The organism is Thalassotalea fonticola (assembly GCF_032911225.1).
Taxonomy (GTDB): Bacteria; Pseudomonadota; Gammaproteobacteria; order Enterobacterales; family Alteromonadaceae; genus Thalassotalea_A; species Thalassotalea_A fonticola.
Genome location: NZ_CP136600.1, coordinates 2,203,607 through 2,218,905, shown reverse-complemented (window position 1 = coordinate 2,218,905; position 15,299 = coordinate 2,203,607). Strand labels below are relative to the sequence as shown.

General features: G+C 38.3%; 15 protein-coding genes and 1 tRNA gene. 9 read left to right on the top strand and 7 right to left on the bottom strand.

From position 1 onward, the window contains the following. Nucleotides 1–211 precede the first annotated feature (211 nt). The 5 genes from ccmE to ccmA are packed head-to-tail and all read right to left on the bottom strand — an operon-like array spanning nt 212 to nt 2,972. Complete coding sequence (gene ccmE, locus RI844_RS09080; RefSeq protein ID WP_348398128.1) at nt 212–679, bottom strand: cytochrome c maturation protein CcmE; 468 nt, start codon at nt 677–679, stop codon at nt 212–214. Nucleotide 680: 1 nt separating this feature from the next. Then, a complete protein-coding gene (gene ccmD / locus RI844_RS09075; RefSeq protein ID WP_348398127.1) occupies nt 681–890 on the bottom strand; it encodes a heme exporter protein CcmD in 210 nt (69 codons plus the stop codon). Next, nucleotides 890–1,633 carry a heme ABC transporter permease gene (locus RI844_RS09070; protein ID WP_348398126.1) on the bottom strand — a complete coding sequence of 248 codons (744 nt, stop codon included), beginning with the start codon at nt 1,631–1,633 and terminating at the stop codon, nt 890–892. The genes ccmD and RI844_RS09070 overlap by 1 nt, the downstream gene beginning before the upstream one ends. Nucleotide 1,634: 1 nt before the next feature. Beyond that, nucleotides 1,635–2,315, bottom strand: coding sequence for a heme exporter protein CcmB (ccmB, locus tag RI844_RS09065; protein WP_405054470.1), 681 nt, complete (start codon nt 2,313–2,315; stop codon nt 1,635–1,637). Nucleotides 2,316–2,330: 15 nt separating this feature from the next. Next, nucleotides 2,331–2,972: a cytochrome c biogenesis heme-transporting ATPase CcmA gene (gene ccmA, locus RI844_RS09060; protein WP_348398125.1), complete on the bottom strand. Its 642-nt coding sequence runs from the start codon at nt 2,970–2,972 to the stop codon at nt 2,331–2,333. A gap of 228 nt (nt 2,973–3,200) precedes the next feature. Here ccmA and RI844_RS09055 point away from each other — a divergent pair, with 228 nt between their 5' ends. From RI844_RS09055 to RI844_RS09015, 9 genes are all read left to right on the top strand, one after another. After that, on the top strand, nt 3,201–5,201 hold the full coding sequence (locus tag RI844_RS09055) for a heme lyase CcmF/NrfE family subunit (RefSeq protein WP_348398124.1): 2,001 nt from the start codon (nt 3,201–3,203) through the stop codon (nt 5,199–5,201). 3 nt (nt 5,202–5,204) lie between these two features. Further along, nucleotides 5,205–5,753: a DsbE family thiol:disulfide interchange protein gene (locus RI844_RS09050; RefSeq protein WP_348398123.1), complete on the top strand. Its 549-nt coding sequence runs from the start codon at nt 5,205–5,207 to the stop codon at nt 5,751–5,753. A 1-nt stretch (nt 5,754) separates the two neighbouring features. Beyond that, the gene (locus tag RI844_RS09045) at nt 5,755–6,216 is read left to right on the top strand and encodes a cytochrome c-type biogenesis protein (protein WP_348398122.1); all 462 of its coding nucleotides are present in this window, start codon (nt 5,755–5,757) and stop codon (nt 6,214–6,216) included. A 42-nt stretch (nt 6,217–6,258) separates the two neighbouring features. Beyond that, complete coding sequence (gene ccmI, locus RI844_RS09040; protein WP_348398121.1) at nt 6,259–7,545, top strand: c-type cytochrome biogenesis protein CcmI; 1,287 nt, start codon at nt 6,259–6,261, stop codon at nt 7,543–7,545. Nucleotides 7,546–7,599: 54 nt separating this feature from the next. Beyond that, nucleotides 7,600–8,211 carry a glutathione peroxidase gene (locus RI844_RS09035; RefSeq protein ID WP_348398120.1) on the top strand — a complete coding sequence of 204 codons (612 nt, stop codon included), beginning with the start codon at nt 7,600–7,602 and terminating at the stop codon, nt 8,209–8,211. Between the two features lie 11 nt (nt 8,212–8,222). Next, complete coding sequence (hemH, locus tag RI844_RS09030; RefSeq protein WP_348398119.1) at nt 8,223–9,266, top strand: ferrochelatase; 1,044 nt, start codon at nt 8,223–8,225, stop codon at nt 9,264–9,266. Between the two features lie 245 nt (nt 9,267–9,511). Further along, on the top strand, nt 9,512–11,068 hold the full coding sequence (locus RI844_RS09025; RefSeq protein WP_348398118.1) for a SulP family inorganic anion transporter: 1,557 nt from the start codon (nt 9,512–9,514) through the stop codon (nt 11,066–11,068). Between the two features lie 476 nt (nt 11,069–11,544). Beyond that, nucleotides 11,545–11,862, top strand: a complete 318-nt coding sequence (locus tag RI844_RS09020) for a DUF1289 domain-containing protein (protein WP_348398117.1) — start codon at nt 11,545–11,547, stop codon at nt 11,860–11,862. A 156-nt stretch (nt 11,863–12,018) separates the two neighbouring features. After that, nucleotides 12,019–12,094: transfer RNA gene (locus RI844_RS09015), tRNA-Phe, on the top strand. A 763-nt stretch (nt 12,095–12,857) separates the two neighbouring features. On the opposite strand, the gene RI844_RS09010 is transcribed toward RI844_RS09015, so the two are convergent. Further along, nucleotides 12,858–13,076 carry an EF-hand domain-containing protein gene (locus tag RI844_RS09010; RefSeq protein WP_348392273.1) on the bottom strand — a complete coding sequence of 73 codons (219 nt, stop codon included), beginning with the start codon at nt 13,074–13,076 and terminating at the stop codon, nt 12,858–12,860. Between the two features lie 117 nt (nt 13,077–13,193). Beyond that, nucleotides 13,194–15,293: a cation:dicarboxylate symporter family transporter gene (locus RI844_RS09005; protein WP_348398116.1), complete on the bottom strand. Its 2,100-nt coding sequence runs from the start codon at nt 15,291–15,293 to the stop codon at nt 13,194–13,196. Between the last annotated feature and the right edge of the window lie 6 nt (nt 15,294–15,299).

Sequence of the window (15,299 nt, the reverse complement as noted above, 5' to 3'; positions counted from 1 at the left end):
AGCGTATTTTTGCTGGTGGTGGAGATGTTTCAGTATGTAATGTAACAGTAATCGCAACACTTAAGTTTTGTGATACATACTCTAAATAAAGTGCATAAAACAGAAATTAAGCCGTCTTGGCAAATTCTTCCACGAATAAAAAAAGTCAGAGGCTATAAGCCGCTGACTTCTTAAAAAACGGTCAACCTATTTCTGGTTAACTATTTAAATACTAGTTTTTATTGTATGTCGGTTTTTTGTGGTTTTTACCTACGGCTTCAGCAATCTCTTTTGGCATGTATTCTTCATCATGCTTTGCTAAAACTTCACTGGCTTGCAATGTAGTAGGAGTAGTTAAAATGCCTTGTGCAACTATGCCCTGACCTTCACGGAATAAGTCTGGCAATATACCGTCATAAGTTACGGTGATCATTGGCCCAGTATCGATAAGTTTAAATTCTACATGCAAACTTTCACTATCACGTTCTACTGTGCCGGCTACTACTAAGCCGCCAACGCGAATACGCTGACCAACAACAGGCTTCATTCCTGTATCTTCTTTGCCATTTACTATTTCAGATGGCGTGAAAAACAAATCAATGTTTTGACTAAGTGCATAAAGTGTTAATCCGGCAACAATAGCAACACCGGCTACTATGCTCGAAACTATGGTGAGTCTTTTTTTACGACGAGGGTTCATACTACATACCTTCTTTACGATTTTGGGCTGCTTGTTTTAACTTTGCTTCCCGTTTTAATCGTTGTTTAATTTGTTTAATAATTTGAGTTTCCATTTTAACGCTATTAATCGTTAGTACGATCAATAAAACCGCAGTAAACCCATAGGATAGCCATACGTAGAACGCATATCCTCCCATATTTAAGAATTCGGCAAACGAATTAAAAGCCATTATTTGTTTTCTCCATTAACCAAAGCTTTTACCCAAGGACGCATAGAATTGCGAGCAATAATTTCTGCTCTAAACCTAACGCATACTAAACTTGCTACTAAAAAAGCAAAACCAAATAAACTGATGATAAAGGGAATAAACATATCAGTAGACATGGATGGCTTTTCAAATTTAGATACAGTCGCCCCTTGATGCAGGGTATTCCACCACTCAACTGAATAGTGAATTATTGGTAAATTTATAACACCTACCAGCGCTAATACACTGGCCGCTTTTCCGCCTAATGATTTATCTTCAAAAGCGTTTTGCAAGGCAATAACGCCTAAATATAAAAATAATAATATTAATTCAGATGTTAATCGTGCATCCCAAATCCACCATGTGCCCCACATAGGTTTCCCCCATGCCGCGCCGGTAAACAAAGCTATTGCAGTAAAAGTTGCGCCGATTGGCGCCAAGGCTGCTATGGAAGTTTCGGCAAGTTTAAGCTGCCAAACCAGAGCACTAACGGCCGCAATTGCCATACCTAAATATATACCCATAGACAGCATTGCTGCCGGAACATGTAAATAAAAGATACGTACGCTATCACCTTGTTGGTAATCCGCGGGGGAAAATGCCAAGCCTATTGTCATACCAATAACCAATAATAAGCCACTGATAATGCTAAACCAAGGAATTAGTTTGCCACTGAAATGATATGAAATTTCAGGATTTGCGTATGGGTGAAGCCATTTCCACATTTTAGTTTGTACTCACTTTCAAGGCTGAGCCTACAGCAAAAGGGGCCAAGGTTAATGACCCGAAAAACAACGCTGCTATTATAGCAAGTTGTCCGTTATAAGGTAAATTCATACTCGCAGCATCAATTGCACTAGTCGCAAAAATTAACACTGGAATATATAAAGGCAGCACTAACAAACTCAGTAAAACGCCGCCTTTCTTTAGGCCTACGGTTAAAGCGACTCCGATAGCTCCTAATAAACTAAGTACCGGAGTTCCTAATAATAACGTTAACATTAGCGCTACATAACTTTCTTGATGTAGGTTAAGTAATACCCCTAAAAATGGCGCAATAATTATTAGCGGTAATCCGGTAATCAACCAATGTGCAGTTATTTTAGCCAGTACCAAGATAAATGTTGGGCATGGGCTTAATAACATTTGTTCTAACGAGCCATCACTGTGATCGTTTTTGAATAACCGTTCGAGCGATAAAAGCGTTGATAATAAAGCTGCTACCCAAATAACGCCCGGTGCTATTTTCATTAACGTATTACTTGCTGGACCTATACCTAATGGGAATAGGGAGACAACAATAACAAAAAATAGTAAAGGGTTAACAATGTCATCACGGTGGCGAAGTGCGATAAGCAAATCACGCTTCAAAATGGTTAAAAATGTTTCTCTGTAAGAAATTTGCATATGAATTAAAACACTCTAAAAAAACTGATGTTCAAGAATGATTTTTTTATAATCACTGCTATTAATCGATAAATCTTGATGAGTTGTTAATATTACAACGCCACCGTTTTGCGCATGCTTTATAAATAATTGTTCAAGCTTTTGTACCCCGGCTTTATCTATTGCAGTAAAGGGCTCGTCTAAAATCCAAATTTTTGCGTTAGTTTGCCATAGTCTTGCTAATGCAATTCGGCGGTGCTGGCCAGCACTTAAATGCGAGGCAAGGGCATCCTCAAAACCAAGTAGATTTACTTCACTAAGTGTTTGCTCTGCCAAAGTAGGGTCTAACCCGTGTAACTTGAAATAAAACGTTAGGTTTTCTTCACTGGTCATTTCACCTTTTACACCCGGCAAATGACCTAGGAATAATAAGTCAGCATTAAAGTCTTCTTGGCATTGTTGAATTTTTTGTGATTTATAAAGTATGTCACCACTATAGGGCTGCGATAGCCCTGCAAGTATACGTAATAAACTTGTTTTACCCGTGCCGTTGGCACCTTCTATTTGGAGAATATCACCAGGTCTAACATCAAATGTTAATTCATCAAATAATAGTCGATCTTCTCTAATACAGGTTAACTGCTGAGCTGTTAAAAGTGGGAGATGCTCGCTTGCCAAAGTTTTGCCTAACAAAATTTATTATAATAGCTCGATTCTACTTGTTTGTTACTCGAAGTTGAAGATGCTTATAAAAATAAATAGTATTTTGAAACATTCAATTACAACTTATTAATCTGGGTCAATGTTTGTCATAAAATGTCGCTTTTTTATTTTGCTATTGTCGGTATAATTGGGAAAGTATAAAAATCACGTAGCTTTCCTATTATAGTAGGAGCGGAGTTTTAAATGATCCCTGAAATTGGACACTTTGCATTAATTGTCGCAATGGCTTTTGCCATTTGTTTATCTATAGTGCCGTTAGTTGGTGTGTACCAAAAAAATCAACGCCTAATTACGTTTGCTAAACCCCTAACGTTTGGCATGTTTGCATTTACCTGCTTAAGTATTGTGCTGCTTGGTTACAGCTTTGTTGTTGATGATTTTTCTGTAACTTATATTGCCAGTCACTCAAACTCACATTTGCCATATTACTTTAAAATTAGTGCCGTATGGGGCGGTCATGAGGGCTCTCTTTTACTGTGGGTATTTTCATTAACGGCATGGACAATGGCTGTTGCTTCGTTTAGTAAGCATGTTGATCAAGCATTTGTATCTCGTGTGCTTGCCATCATGGGGATGATTGCCGTTGGTTTTATGGCGTTTACCTTATTAACTTCAAACCCTTTTGACCGATTATTACCGAATGTTCCCCTGGAAGGTCGAGATTTAAATCCATTACTACAAGACATTGGGTTAATTATTCACCCGCCAATGCTGTATATGGGCTATGTTGGATTCTCAGTTGCTTTTGCTTTCGCTATTGCCGCATTAATGTGCGGTAAAATGGATGCCGCCTGGGCTCGCTGGTCGCGACCTTGGACGATAGGCGCCTGGATGTTTTTAACCTTGGGTATCTCATTAGGTAGTTGGTGGGCATACTATGAACTTGGCTGGGGTGGATGGTGGTTCTGGGATCCGGTTGAAAATGCATCATTTATGCCTTGGCTTGTCGGTACAGCATTAATTCACTCTCTAGCGGTAACTGAAAAGCGCGGTGCCTTCAGAAACTGGACCGTACTATTAGCAATTTTTACCTTTAGCTTAAGTTTATTAGGTACATTTTTGGTACGCTCTGGAGTGTTAACATCAGTACATTCATTTGCTGCTGATCCAACTCGTGGAGCTTTCATATTGGTATTATTAGCCATTGCGGTTGGCTGTTCATTATTATTATATGCAATACGTGGTTCCAACGTTGGTAGCTTTTCGCGTTTTAATTTAGTTTCTCGAGAAACCGCGATATTAATTTCAAATGTTATTCTAGTAGCCGCTGCCGTTACTGTGTTGCTGGGGACTTTGTATCCGCTGTTAATTGATGCTTTAGGCATGGGCAAGATTTCCGTTGGACCTCCATATTTTAATGCCGTATTCGTGCCTATTATGAGTATTTTGTTTGTTTTCATGGGTATAGGGCCACTTATTCGCTGGAAAAAAGCAAAAAAAGGCGAGCTAGCTAAGCAACTTAATGTGATCACTATCTCAGCAATAATTTTTGGTTTAGCATTTCCTCTGTTATACGCAGGAGAGTTTAATGGCATGGTTGCCTTTGGTATGGCTCTGGCAACTTGGGTTGCACTCGTTGCAGCAAAAGATGTTAAGAATCAAATTCACCTGCCCAAAGGTGGTTGGCAGTTATCACGGTTAAGTTTAAGTCATTTAGGCATGGCTGTTGCTCATACAGGTATCGCCATTACTATTGTTGGTGTAACTTTAGTATCGACTTACGAGTCTGAATCTAACGTGAAAATGGTGCCAGGAACTATAGTGGATATAGCTGGTTATCAAATAGAATTTAATGGCGTAACCAATGTTGAAGGGCCTAATTACTCGGCTGAGCAAGGCCAATTAAATTTATATAAAAACAGTGAACATATTGCATTATTACAACCGGAACGTCGTAGTTACCGAGTGCAAACCATGGGCATGACAGAAGCTGCCATTGACCCCGGGTTATTCCGTGATGTGTATGTTGCCTTAGGTGACCCGCTAGGTAATGATGCTTGGGCTGTTCGTGTTCATTACAAACCTTTTGTTCGTTGGATATGGTTGGGCTCAATCTTTATGGCATTAGGTGGAATATTTGCCATGATGGACAAGCGTTATCGTCGTCGTAAAACTGTTCTTGAGCAAAGCGAAGCAAATAAATCAGCACCAATTTCTACTGTTACAAATGTTGCTGAGGCCTAGTTGATGAAAATATTAATTCGTTTAATACCGTTAGTATTATTTTTACTGTTGGGGGTATTGTTATACCGCGGTTTGTTTTTAAACCCACAAGCAATGCCTTCGGCGTTGGTTGGCAAAACGTTTCCTGAGTTTAGCTTAACGCGCTTGACTGAACCGCAACAAACTTTAAGCAAGGCAGATTTTAAGCCAGGCATAAAACTCGTTAATGTTTGGGCAACCTGGTGCCCATCTTGTAAAGTTGAGCACCCGTTCTTAGTAAAGTTAAGCAAGGACGAGCGATTTAGTTTATATGGCATTAACTATAAAGATGAGCGTGTTGAGGCTAAAAAGTGGCTTAAATATTATCAAGATCCTTATCAATTTTCTATTTTTGATGATATTGGCCGCTTAGGGTTAAACCTTGGGGTATTTGGCGCCCCTGAAACATTTGTCGTTGACCATAAAGACGTGATCAGAAAACGTTTTGCCGGTGTTCTTGAGCCGCGAGTCTGGCAACGTGAATTTTTACCATTAATTAATACCATCGAAACTGAAATGGCAGAGGGTAAATAGTATGTCTAAATTGATATCATTTATTTCAACAATGACAATTTCGTGTCTATTGGCTTTTTCTGTGCTTGCCGGTCCAATAGATACTTATACTTTTCCAGATGAAGTAACTAAAAAACGATTTGCAGAGCTCACTTATGAACTGCGATGTCCAAAATGTCAAAATCAAAACTTGGCTGATTCCAATTCACCAATCTCACAAGACCTTCGAAAAGAAGTATATGACATGCTTATGGATGGTCGTTCCGATGGCGAAATTATGACCTTTATGGTTGAACGCTACGGAGAATTTGTCTTGTATCGCCCAAGAGTAAGTTCATTAACTTATGCGTTATGGTTTGGACCGATCGTATTTGTTTTGATCGGTGGTTTTGTGGTGTTTATGTTTGTGCGCAGAAAAGATGACAAACCAGAACATTTATCTGAAGAGCAAAAACAACAATTAAAATCAATTTTAAAAGATTAATTAGTATTAACTAATTAATACCTCAGGAAAGAAACAGTTATTATGATGACACTCTGGATTATTACAGCTTTGCTACTTATTGTTGCAGCAGCTATTATTTGGCAGCACTTCTTCAAAAACTCACTGTACAGTGCAGATCAAAGCAATATGCGAGGTCAAACTAATAAAGACCTTTATCATGAACACTTAGCCGAACTTGAAAAAGATCTGGCTGAAGGTGGTGTCGATCAAGAAAATTTTGATTTTTTAAAAGAAGAACTTGATCACAGCTTGTTGCTAGATATGAATGCCACTGTAAAAGAAGAGCAAGCAAAAGATAAAGCTACGTCTTTCTTTTGGCCGGCAATTATAACCGTCTTTATCGTTGCTTTTTCAGCGACATATTATATTCAGCATGGCGCTTATGAAGCGGTTGAGTTAAGAGCGAGTCAACCTGTAAATCATCCTCAAGGTGAACAATCACAAGCCGAAGTCGTTATTGCGCAACTTAAAAACCTGCACAAAGAAGTACAAGATAATCCTAAAAATGCCGATGCTTGGTTTCAAATGGGACAAATACTTACCCAGGTAGGAGAATTTGATAGCGCGTTCGTTGCCTTTGGCAAAGTAAATGAGATTGAAGGTGAGCAGGCTGATGTTCTAGCGCTGCAAGCTCAGTCAATGTATTACAAAAACAAGCAGCAAAGAAATGAGCAGATTGATAGCTTATTAGATAAAGCGTTAATGCTAGACCCTTATGATGCAACAACATTAATGTTAATCGGTATGGATCATTATTTAAATGAGCGTTATGTGCAGGCAGCAAGTTCATGGCAAAAAATAATTGATAATGGTGGGGCTGGAGAAAACACCCAGCCATTGTTAGATGCAATCAATGAAGCACATAATAAAGCAGGATTAACTGGGCATGAAGGGCACGACCACCCTGAAGTGGCGCAATCTTCAGAAACTCCTGAACAACAAGCAAGTACATCTGGACCAAGCTTTAAATTAAACGTCAGCTTTTCAAGCCAAATGTTTGCTGAAATAAGCAAAGGTGCAGATAAAACTGTATTTATTTATGCTACTGCCGCAAATGGCTCCAGAATGCCGCTGGCGGCAGTAAAATTAAAAGCCAGTGATTTACCTTTATCTGTTACTTTAGATAACAGTAAAGCGATGAGCCCGCAAATGAACTTATCATCAACAGAAGTTGTCAATGTTTATGCTGTAGTTTCGCATTCTGGCACTCCAGGAATGAAACCAGGTGACTATAAAGGTGAAATTAATAACGTAGTGTTAAAGTCTGCTGTTGAGATGAACATAGTAATCGATACAGTCGTGCAGTAATAAGATAGTCTTAATTAAAATACGATTATTTACTGACTCAAATTGAGATATTAGATGAATAAATTTATAGCATTAATATTAACATCAAGCTTAAGTTTTACTGCGCTTGCTCAACAAGTTCTGACCGATAAAGATGGGGCAAACAAAACTGCTGAGCAAGCTTTAGTTTCAACACAGTGTCCTGAATTTTTAAATCATACAATACGTAAGCTTAACTCCAAGCAGACAATAGATATTTGTCAGCAATTTCAGGGAAAAACATTATTGATTGTTAACACCGCAAGCAATTGTGGTTTCACCCCACAATTCAAAGCACTTGAAGCCTTATATCAAGACTATAAAGAGCAAGGTCTAGTTATTTTGGGCTTCCCGTCCGATAATTTTTTTCAAGAGGAAGATCTTGAAAAAGACACCGCAAAAGTATGTTTTGTAAATTATGGTGTGACGTTTCCTATGTTTAATACCATTGAAGTTCGTGGTAGTGATGCGCATCCGATATTTGCCCATTTAGGTGAGAAAACCGCTTCTCCATATTGGAATTTTTATAAATATTTGGTTAGTAGCGACGGCAAAAGTATCCAACGCTTTAACTCAAAAACAGAACCGCAATCTGAACGTTTAATAAAAGCCATTGAAGCTCAATTGCTTGTTGATAGTGCATCATAAAGAGAAAATTAATGTCACGCTTTTCTGCTAATAATAAAAATTTACATAACAGCAATATCAAAAAAGGGCCAGCAGATACTGGTACGGTTAAAACCGGGGTATTACTTTGTAACCTTGGAACTCCTGATGCACCCACAACAAGTGAGTTACGTAGCTATTTACGTGAGTTTTTGTCAGATCCGCGTGTGGTTGAAATTCCAAAATTTATCTGGATGATCATATTACACTGCATTATTTTACGCATTCGGCCGGCAAAATCAGCAAAGTTGTATGAAAGTATTTGGACCGAGCAGGGTTCTCCTTTGCTAACGATAAGCCAAGCACAGCAAGTTAAAGTTGCGGCTCTAATAGCTGAGCAATATGGCGATGAAGTCGAGGTTGTTATTGCTATGCGTTATGGTAACCCAGGTATCGACCAAGCACTTAAAAATATGCAAGCAAAGGGCATAAGTAAAATTATAGTTTTACCGCTTTATCCGCAATATGCAGGACCAACTACTGGCTCTACCTTTGATGCCATTACCAAAGAAATTCAACAATGGCGTTGGGTACCTTCCCTCCATTTTATTTCCAGCTATCATGACCATCCCGGTTATATAAATGCCTTGGCAAGCAGTATTAGCGAGCACTTTAAAGAACATGGCAAGCCTGAAAAACTGTTATTTTCATATCACGGCATGCCAAAGTTATTTCATACTAATGGTGATCCTTATTATTGCTTTTGTCATAAAACAACACGTTTAGTAATTGATAAATTAGGGCTGACAGATAGCGATTACCAATTAAGTTTCCAATCAAGGTTTGGCAAGGCCGAATGGTTAAAGCCCTATACTGATACTTGTTTACGCGAATTTGCTGAGCAGGGTATTAAAAAGGTAGCAGTGATCAGCCCTGCTTTTAGTGTTGATTGCCTGGAAACGCTCGAAGAGTTAGAAGTTGAAAGCCGAAACGTGTTTACTGATGCAGGCGGTGAGCAATTTGATTATATAAAAGCACTGAACGAAAGGGATGATCATATTTGTGCAATTGTTGACTTGATAAAACCGCATTTATAATAAGCTTTTGTTGCCCACCTAAAAAACTGTCAAAATATCTTAATGAGCTGAAAAAAAGTCACATATTCAGCTCATTTATTGACAATATCGTCATTAATCTTTAACATCTCGCCACTAATTTTTGAGTAAAAACTTTAATACTTATCTGTATTAACTTGCTGTGATAGCGCAGATTTTTACTCATCCTACTGTTTTAAGGCTATATTTATGGTCTTAATACCTACTTTCACTACCGTGAGTTTATAATGTTTGAATTACATGCAAGTAAAGTAACAAGCTTGAAAAATGATGTTTTATCAGGTTTAACTGTTGCTTTAGCACTCGTACCAGAAGCTGTGGCCTTTGCCTTTGTTGCTGGCGTTGATCCTTTAGTGGGTTTATATGCTGCTTTTATGGTGGGTTTAATTACCTCTGCCTTCGGTGGACGTCCAGGAATGATTTCTGGTGCAACTGGTGCTATGGCCGTAGTTATGGTGAGTTTAGTTGCATTACATGGGGTGCAGTACTTGTTTGCTGCAGTGCTGCTCACCGGTGTCATTCAAATATTCGCCGGTATCTTTAAGTTAGGGAAATTTATCCGCTTAGTACCACATCCGGTAATGCTTGGTTTTGTAAACGGTTTGGCGATTGTGATCTTTTTAGCACAACTGGGACAGTTTAAAGTCACCAATGCTGCCGGCGAGCTTGAATGGATGACAGGTGGCGCGTTATATACTATGGCTGGCTTGATTGTATTGACCATGGCAATAATCCACTTTTTACCTAAATTAACCAAAGCAGTGCCATCGTCATTAGTAGCCATTATTGTGGTTACCGCGATTGTGTTATTTACTGATTTAGAAGCACGTACGGTTATTGATTATGTACGTGATATGACTGGCGATGCCAGTAGTACCTTAGCGGGTGGTTTACCTACTTTTGCTATTCCTGCCGTGCCATTTAACCTGGAAACGTTAATGATCATTTTACCATTTGCGTTAGTATTAGCAGCCATTGGTTTAATTGAGTCGCTATTAACTTTAAGCTTGATAGATGAATTAACTGAAACTCACGGTCAGGCAAACCGTGAGTGTGTGGCGCAAGGTGCGGCAAACACAGTAAACGGCTTCTTTGGTGGTATGGGCGGTTGTGCGATGATTGGTCAATCTATGATCAATGTTAATTCTGGTGGTCGTGGCCGAGCATCAGGTATAACTGCGGCATTGGCATTATTAGGCTTTATTCTATTTGCCTCTGGTTTAATTGAAATAATCCCATTAGCGGCACTGGTTGGGGTGATGTTTATTGTCGTAATCGGTACTTTTGAGTGGTCTAGCTTTAGAATCATGCGCAAAATTCCAAAAGCCGATGCTTTTGTTATCGTGCTGGTTTCTGGGGTTACCGTTATTTCTGATTTAGCCGTAGCCGTAATTGTTGGTGTGATTGTGTCAGCATTAGTATTTGCCTGGCAGCATGCCAAACACGTTGTTGTAAACCGCTCAACCGATGAAAATGGTTGGACCGTATACGACGTTAACGGCCCATTGTTTTTTGGTGCTATTTCAAGTTTCTTAGAGCAGTTTAATTTTGATGACGACAGTAAAGACGTCATTGTCGAATTTAAAAACTCTCGTGTTGCCGATCACTCTGCGCTGGAAGCCATTGATACGTTAGCTGAACGCTTTAAGAGTAGAGGTAAAACCTTACACTTACGCCATTTGAGCCCTGAATGTAAAACTTTATTAACGAAAGCTGGGGACTTGGTAGAAGTGAACTATATTGAAGACCCGAGCTATCATGTAGCTTCAGATAAGCTGGATTAATAGCTTCTAAACAACTTGTTTGCACAACCTTGTATTGGTTGACCGCTTTTAAAAAGTCAGTGTTTTATAACCCTGACTTTTTTTATGTGCTAATACGTTTGGTATGATATCAACTCCGATAATTTTTTGGTCAATTTAGAGCTGTGCAAGAGGGGGGAGAACAACCTAAATATGTTTTGATATAGTCATTCTATATAAAATATATTTGGGGCAGTTATCTCATCTCTTTCATGCTCCCTAAGGGCGAGTTTAAAAGGCTCATCTACTGCGTTATTGATTTTGACAAGGGAGCAACCCTTCTCTGCAATCAATGTCTTGTACATAAACCTTTTAATTCTCGCTAAATGGTCAATAAATTGTCGGACTTGGTATAACCAGGTGTTTGCATAATTGCTTAATAAAAAGTACATTGAAAGATCTCCTATACTTATATTAAGAAGTAGGCGAATCTAACTGATGAGTAGTAAAGGTTATTAATGCAAGATCTGCAACTCGATTTTTTCGATATTCCAAGCCCATGTCGAGGCGTATGTAAATCAGATGACAAAGGATATTGTCAGGGCTGTTTTCGTACCAGAGACGAGCGTTTTGGCTGGAAAGAGTTGAATAATTCAGAAAAGCAACGGGTGATCAAACTCTGTTTACAACGTGAAAAACGCCGAACTTCTCCAAGTAAACCTAAAGTTGAAGAGGCCGAACCTGTTATCGACCAGCCATCTTTACTAGATCCCCAACCAGATAATCGAATTTGCAATGCCATTGATGAAGATGATTTTGGCGACTTTGAATTATAACTCTGCCTCAACTAGATTAATTAAATCGACCAATCTTACAACGCTTTGTTTGAATTATGAGCAAGCAAAAATTATTATCTAAAAATTAGTTGATAAGCAGCGAAATGCGCTATATTATACGCGCTCTTCAAGAAAAGATTTCTTCTTTAATTGAACGCCCCGATAGCTCAGTTGGTAGAGCAGCGGATTGAAAATCCGCGTGTCCCTGGTTCAAATCCGGGTCGGGGCACCATATTTCGAAAGCCCAATCTTATGATTGGGCTTTTTTGATTCAGGGAATAATTAATGCAAATCACCATGGATGGTATTAGATTTGTAGATTCAGGGAATAATTAATGCAAATCACCATGGACCATTTCTTCACATATATGTGATCGTGGCATACACAACTTCCATGTTGAAAATGGTATTAGATTTGTAGATTCAAAGAGGAATTAACTTAGAATTTCCAAGGACCATTCCTTCACATATATGTGATCATCGCATACACAACTTCCATGTTGAAAGCGGTATCAAAATCTTTCGTTTAAACAGTTTACAAGCCAATAAAACTCTCCTAACGTTAAAGGTAATGATATTCATTAATAATATGGTGAGGGAAGTAGGTTGCTGTTTACTAAGACACGCTATAGTTTATTAATTTGTACTTTTTTTTTGTTAGGTTTCTACCTATCCATATATCACGCTATTTTTGCACTATTAGGCATTCCTTTTATTTATCAGCTGTATTACGTACCTTTGAATTATCTTCACCTTAAATGCTTTAAACGTGAATTGATTATCCCTATACCTTCGAGACAGTTAAAAGTTTATGCTTGGTATCAGTATTTAGGCTTTATCGGGTTTGCAGTGTATTGGTTTTATATGTGGCACGGTTTAGGAGAGGTAGCTAATTGCTTATCTGGCTTCCCACATTGGTATAGCCGTTATTCATTTTGTGGTAATAATTAAAGCCAATAGATATCTATTGGCTTGTGAGTACTTCTTGTAAGCGTTTATAACGCTAAATCAATGAGCATTTCTATTAGCTCATCTTTCGAAATAGAGTTATCGTGATTTTTATCGAATTTGTGAAAAATAGTTTCACACATGCGAATACCTTTCTCTTTTAACAGACAATCGATTAATTCAACAAATTCAGAACGGTTAATTACGCCGTCTTTATCCTCATCGAATACTTCAAATAATTCATCTGCCCAGTCTTTAATTTGCATGTTATATCCTTGCAACTTGTATTTTTCACTAATGTATAGTGATTTGAGGTAAATTGAAATAGAGAATATAGCAATTATATGTAACAAATCTTACGATTTATATTTATGGTCTACTCTTTATTTTATAAAAATGTTCGGTTGTTTACCTTCAATCCAGTAACTAAATAATGCATCTATGGTTTTACTACGTTTTTTCATGGCGATCCAATGGCTAATAAACCGTTCAAATGCTAAGTCTCCTGTAGCAACAGGAAATGCAATATCAAACGCAGGTGCAAATGGTTTAGGCATAACAACTGCGTAGTCGGGATATAACAGTGTCCATGCTGAAGCGCCAGCCGCTCCATACATCATGGCGTCAATGTTATCACCTTGCTCTTTAAACATTAATCTTGGCGTTGAAAGTTCCCAAACTTTATTGTTAGGCATGTTTTTTTCAATTGATTGCTCATAGAAGTAGGCTTCAGGAACCCCTATTGTTAACGCTTTATTATCGATAATATCTTTCCAATAGGTAAATTTTCGCCTATCTGTATCGCGTACTAATAATGAGAATGGTTCAGCTGTGTATGAAGAGGTTAAAGTATATTTTAATAAGTTTTTAGGCGTTACAGGAATGCCAGAAACAATATCTAGATAGCCATTAGATAATAACGCTTTAGTTTGATTGCGGTATATAAGAACAAATTCAATATTTACGCCTAACTCTTGTGCCAATAAATGGCCAAGCTCTATGTCTAAACCGACTAATTTCCCATCTTTATTTTGAAATGCATAAGGGAGTGAGTCGCGATAATAGCCCATTCGAAGGACGCCGCGTTGTTTAATTATATCAAGCGTTTTACTACGCTTTCCAAAAGGACCTGAAACAACTGCGGGCTCTTTTAAGTAGCTTGCCTGTGCTGACGGGAGTAACAAATCACGATTGATGAATTTTTCGTAGCCTTTGTAGGGATGACTAATTGAGTTGAACGTTACACTCAAAAGTATAAAAATTAACGCACTGCCTATTGGCGCAGAAGCGGCTAGAATTGTAAACGGTTTAACATAAAATTTCACCTTATTCATTATTAACAATGTAGTTAATAAACTCATTGCAGTAATAAACATCACCGATAGAAGTGCGCCTAAACGAGAAATAATTAACTGTTCAGCAACGACAAACAAGTCAAACATACTGGCCGATATATTAACACTGTCGAGCAGGTTAGGTACTGCTATCATGCTCGAGCCGAATAATTGCATAACCGCGAAAATCATTAAGCCGGGGTAATCTTGTACGTCTACTGTTTCGCCAGAAAACCAGCCGGCAAATAATACAAATAAAATTGCTAGTAATTTACCGCCAATGGGCAAACTAAACGAAATAGGGACAATAACTGAAGGTATACGCTTAGCGTCATTATGCATTTTAGCGTAATCAAAAAGTTGTTTTTTCACGCTTTGGGCTATTAAAGGTAATACGATAAAAATACTACCAGTGGCAAAGGCAGTAATCAGTGCATCTTTTGCGGTTAAAATCACTTGCTTGTAAGTTAATGGCGTGATGATGGCAACCAGTAATGGCAGCACTAAGAAACTAAGTAATAATACAACACAGGCAGCGGTAGCTATGTATACCATTAACCCGTCTAATTCATCGGGTTTTATTGTAGCTGAAGAATGTAAGGCAATAGCAAAAACACCTATAGGAGCAAATTTCATCACGAAATTGGTGACTAACGTGAGAGACTCCCGCAGGTCTTTAAATATATAAAGAGTACGTCTTTTATTTTCTAACCCAATAAAACCAAGTCCAATGAAAATACTAAAAATTACTACGGCTGGAATGATCGCTTGCGCATAAGCATTAAAAGGGTTTGCTGGCAAAAATAGCTCTAAGATGTTTTGTTCAACTGCAGGAGCTTGACTCGACGCACTATAAAAAGCGGCGGCACTCCAATCAGGAAAAGCTAACGGAGATAAGCCAATAAATAGTAGTACGGTGCTGGACAAAATCAGCAATGTTGAGGCACCAAATTTTACTAATTGTTTTCCTTGCTTGCGACTCATACTACCGATGCCATATATTAATGACACTGAAATATAAGGTAATGCAGTCATCTGCATTAGCATCACAAAGCCTTGTCCGGTTAAGTCAACTATAGGCAAGGTAAATTGCGTACTAAAGCCGATAACCAGGCCGAGAAACATCGCAAGTATTATTTTATTAGCCAATTATTT

Coding starts and splice junctions, on each gene's coding strand:
- ccmD (WP_348398127.1), bottom strand. CDS start 890: ATGGCTTTTAATTCGTTTGCCGAATTCTTAAATATGGGAGGATATGCG.
- RI844_RS09055 (WP_348398124.1), top strand. CDS start 3,201: ATGATCCCTGAAATTGGACACTTTGCATTAATTGTCGCAATGGCTTTT.
- RI844_RS09035 (WP_348398120.1), top strand. CDS start 7,600: ATGAATAAATTTATAGCATTAATATTAACATCAAGCTTAAGTTTTACT.
- RI844_RS09045 (WP_348398122.1), top strand. CDS start 5,755: ATGTCTAAATTGATATCATTTATTTCAACAATGACAATTTCGTGTCTA.
- ccmB (WP_405054470.1), bottom strand. CDS start 2,315: ATGCAAATTTCTTACAGAGAAACATTTTTAACCATTTTGAAGCGTGAT.
- RI844_RS09050 (WP_348398123.1), top strand. CDS start 5,205: ATGAAAATATTAATTCGTTTAATACCGTTAGTATTATTTTTACTGTTG.
- ccmE (WP_348398128.1), bottom strand. CDS start 679: ATGAACCCTCGTCGTAAAAAAAGACTCACCATAGTTTCGAGCATAGTA.
- hemH (WP_348398119.1), top strand. CDS start 8,223: ATGTCACGCTTTTCTGCTAATAATAAAAATTTACATAACAGCAATATC.
- RI844_RS09070 (WP_348398126.1), bottom strand. CDS start 1,633: ATGTGGAAATGGCTTCACCCATACGCAAATCCTGAAATTTCATATCAT.
- RI844_RS09010 (WP_348392273.1), bottom strand. CDS start 13,076: ATGCAAATTAAAGACTGGGCAGATGAATTATTTGAAGTATTCGATGAG.
- RI844_RS09025 (WP_348398118.1), top strand. CDS start 9,512: ATGTTTGAATTACATGCAAGTAAAGTAACAAGCTTGAAAAATGATGTT.
- RI844_RS09020 (WP_348398117.1), top strand. CDS start 11,545: ATGCAAGATCTGCAACTCGATTTTTTCGATATTCCAAGCCCATGTCGA.
- ccmI (WP_348398121.1), top strand. CDS start 6,259: ATGATGACACTCTGGATTATTACAGCTTTGCTACTTATTGTTGCAGCA.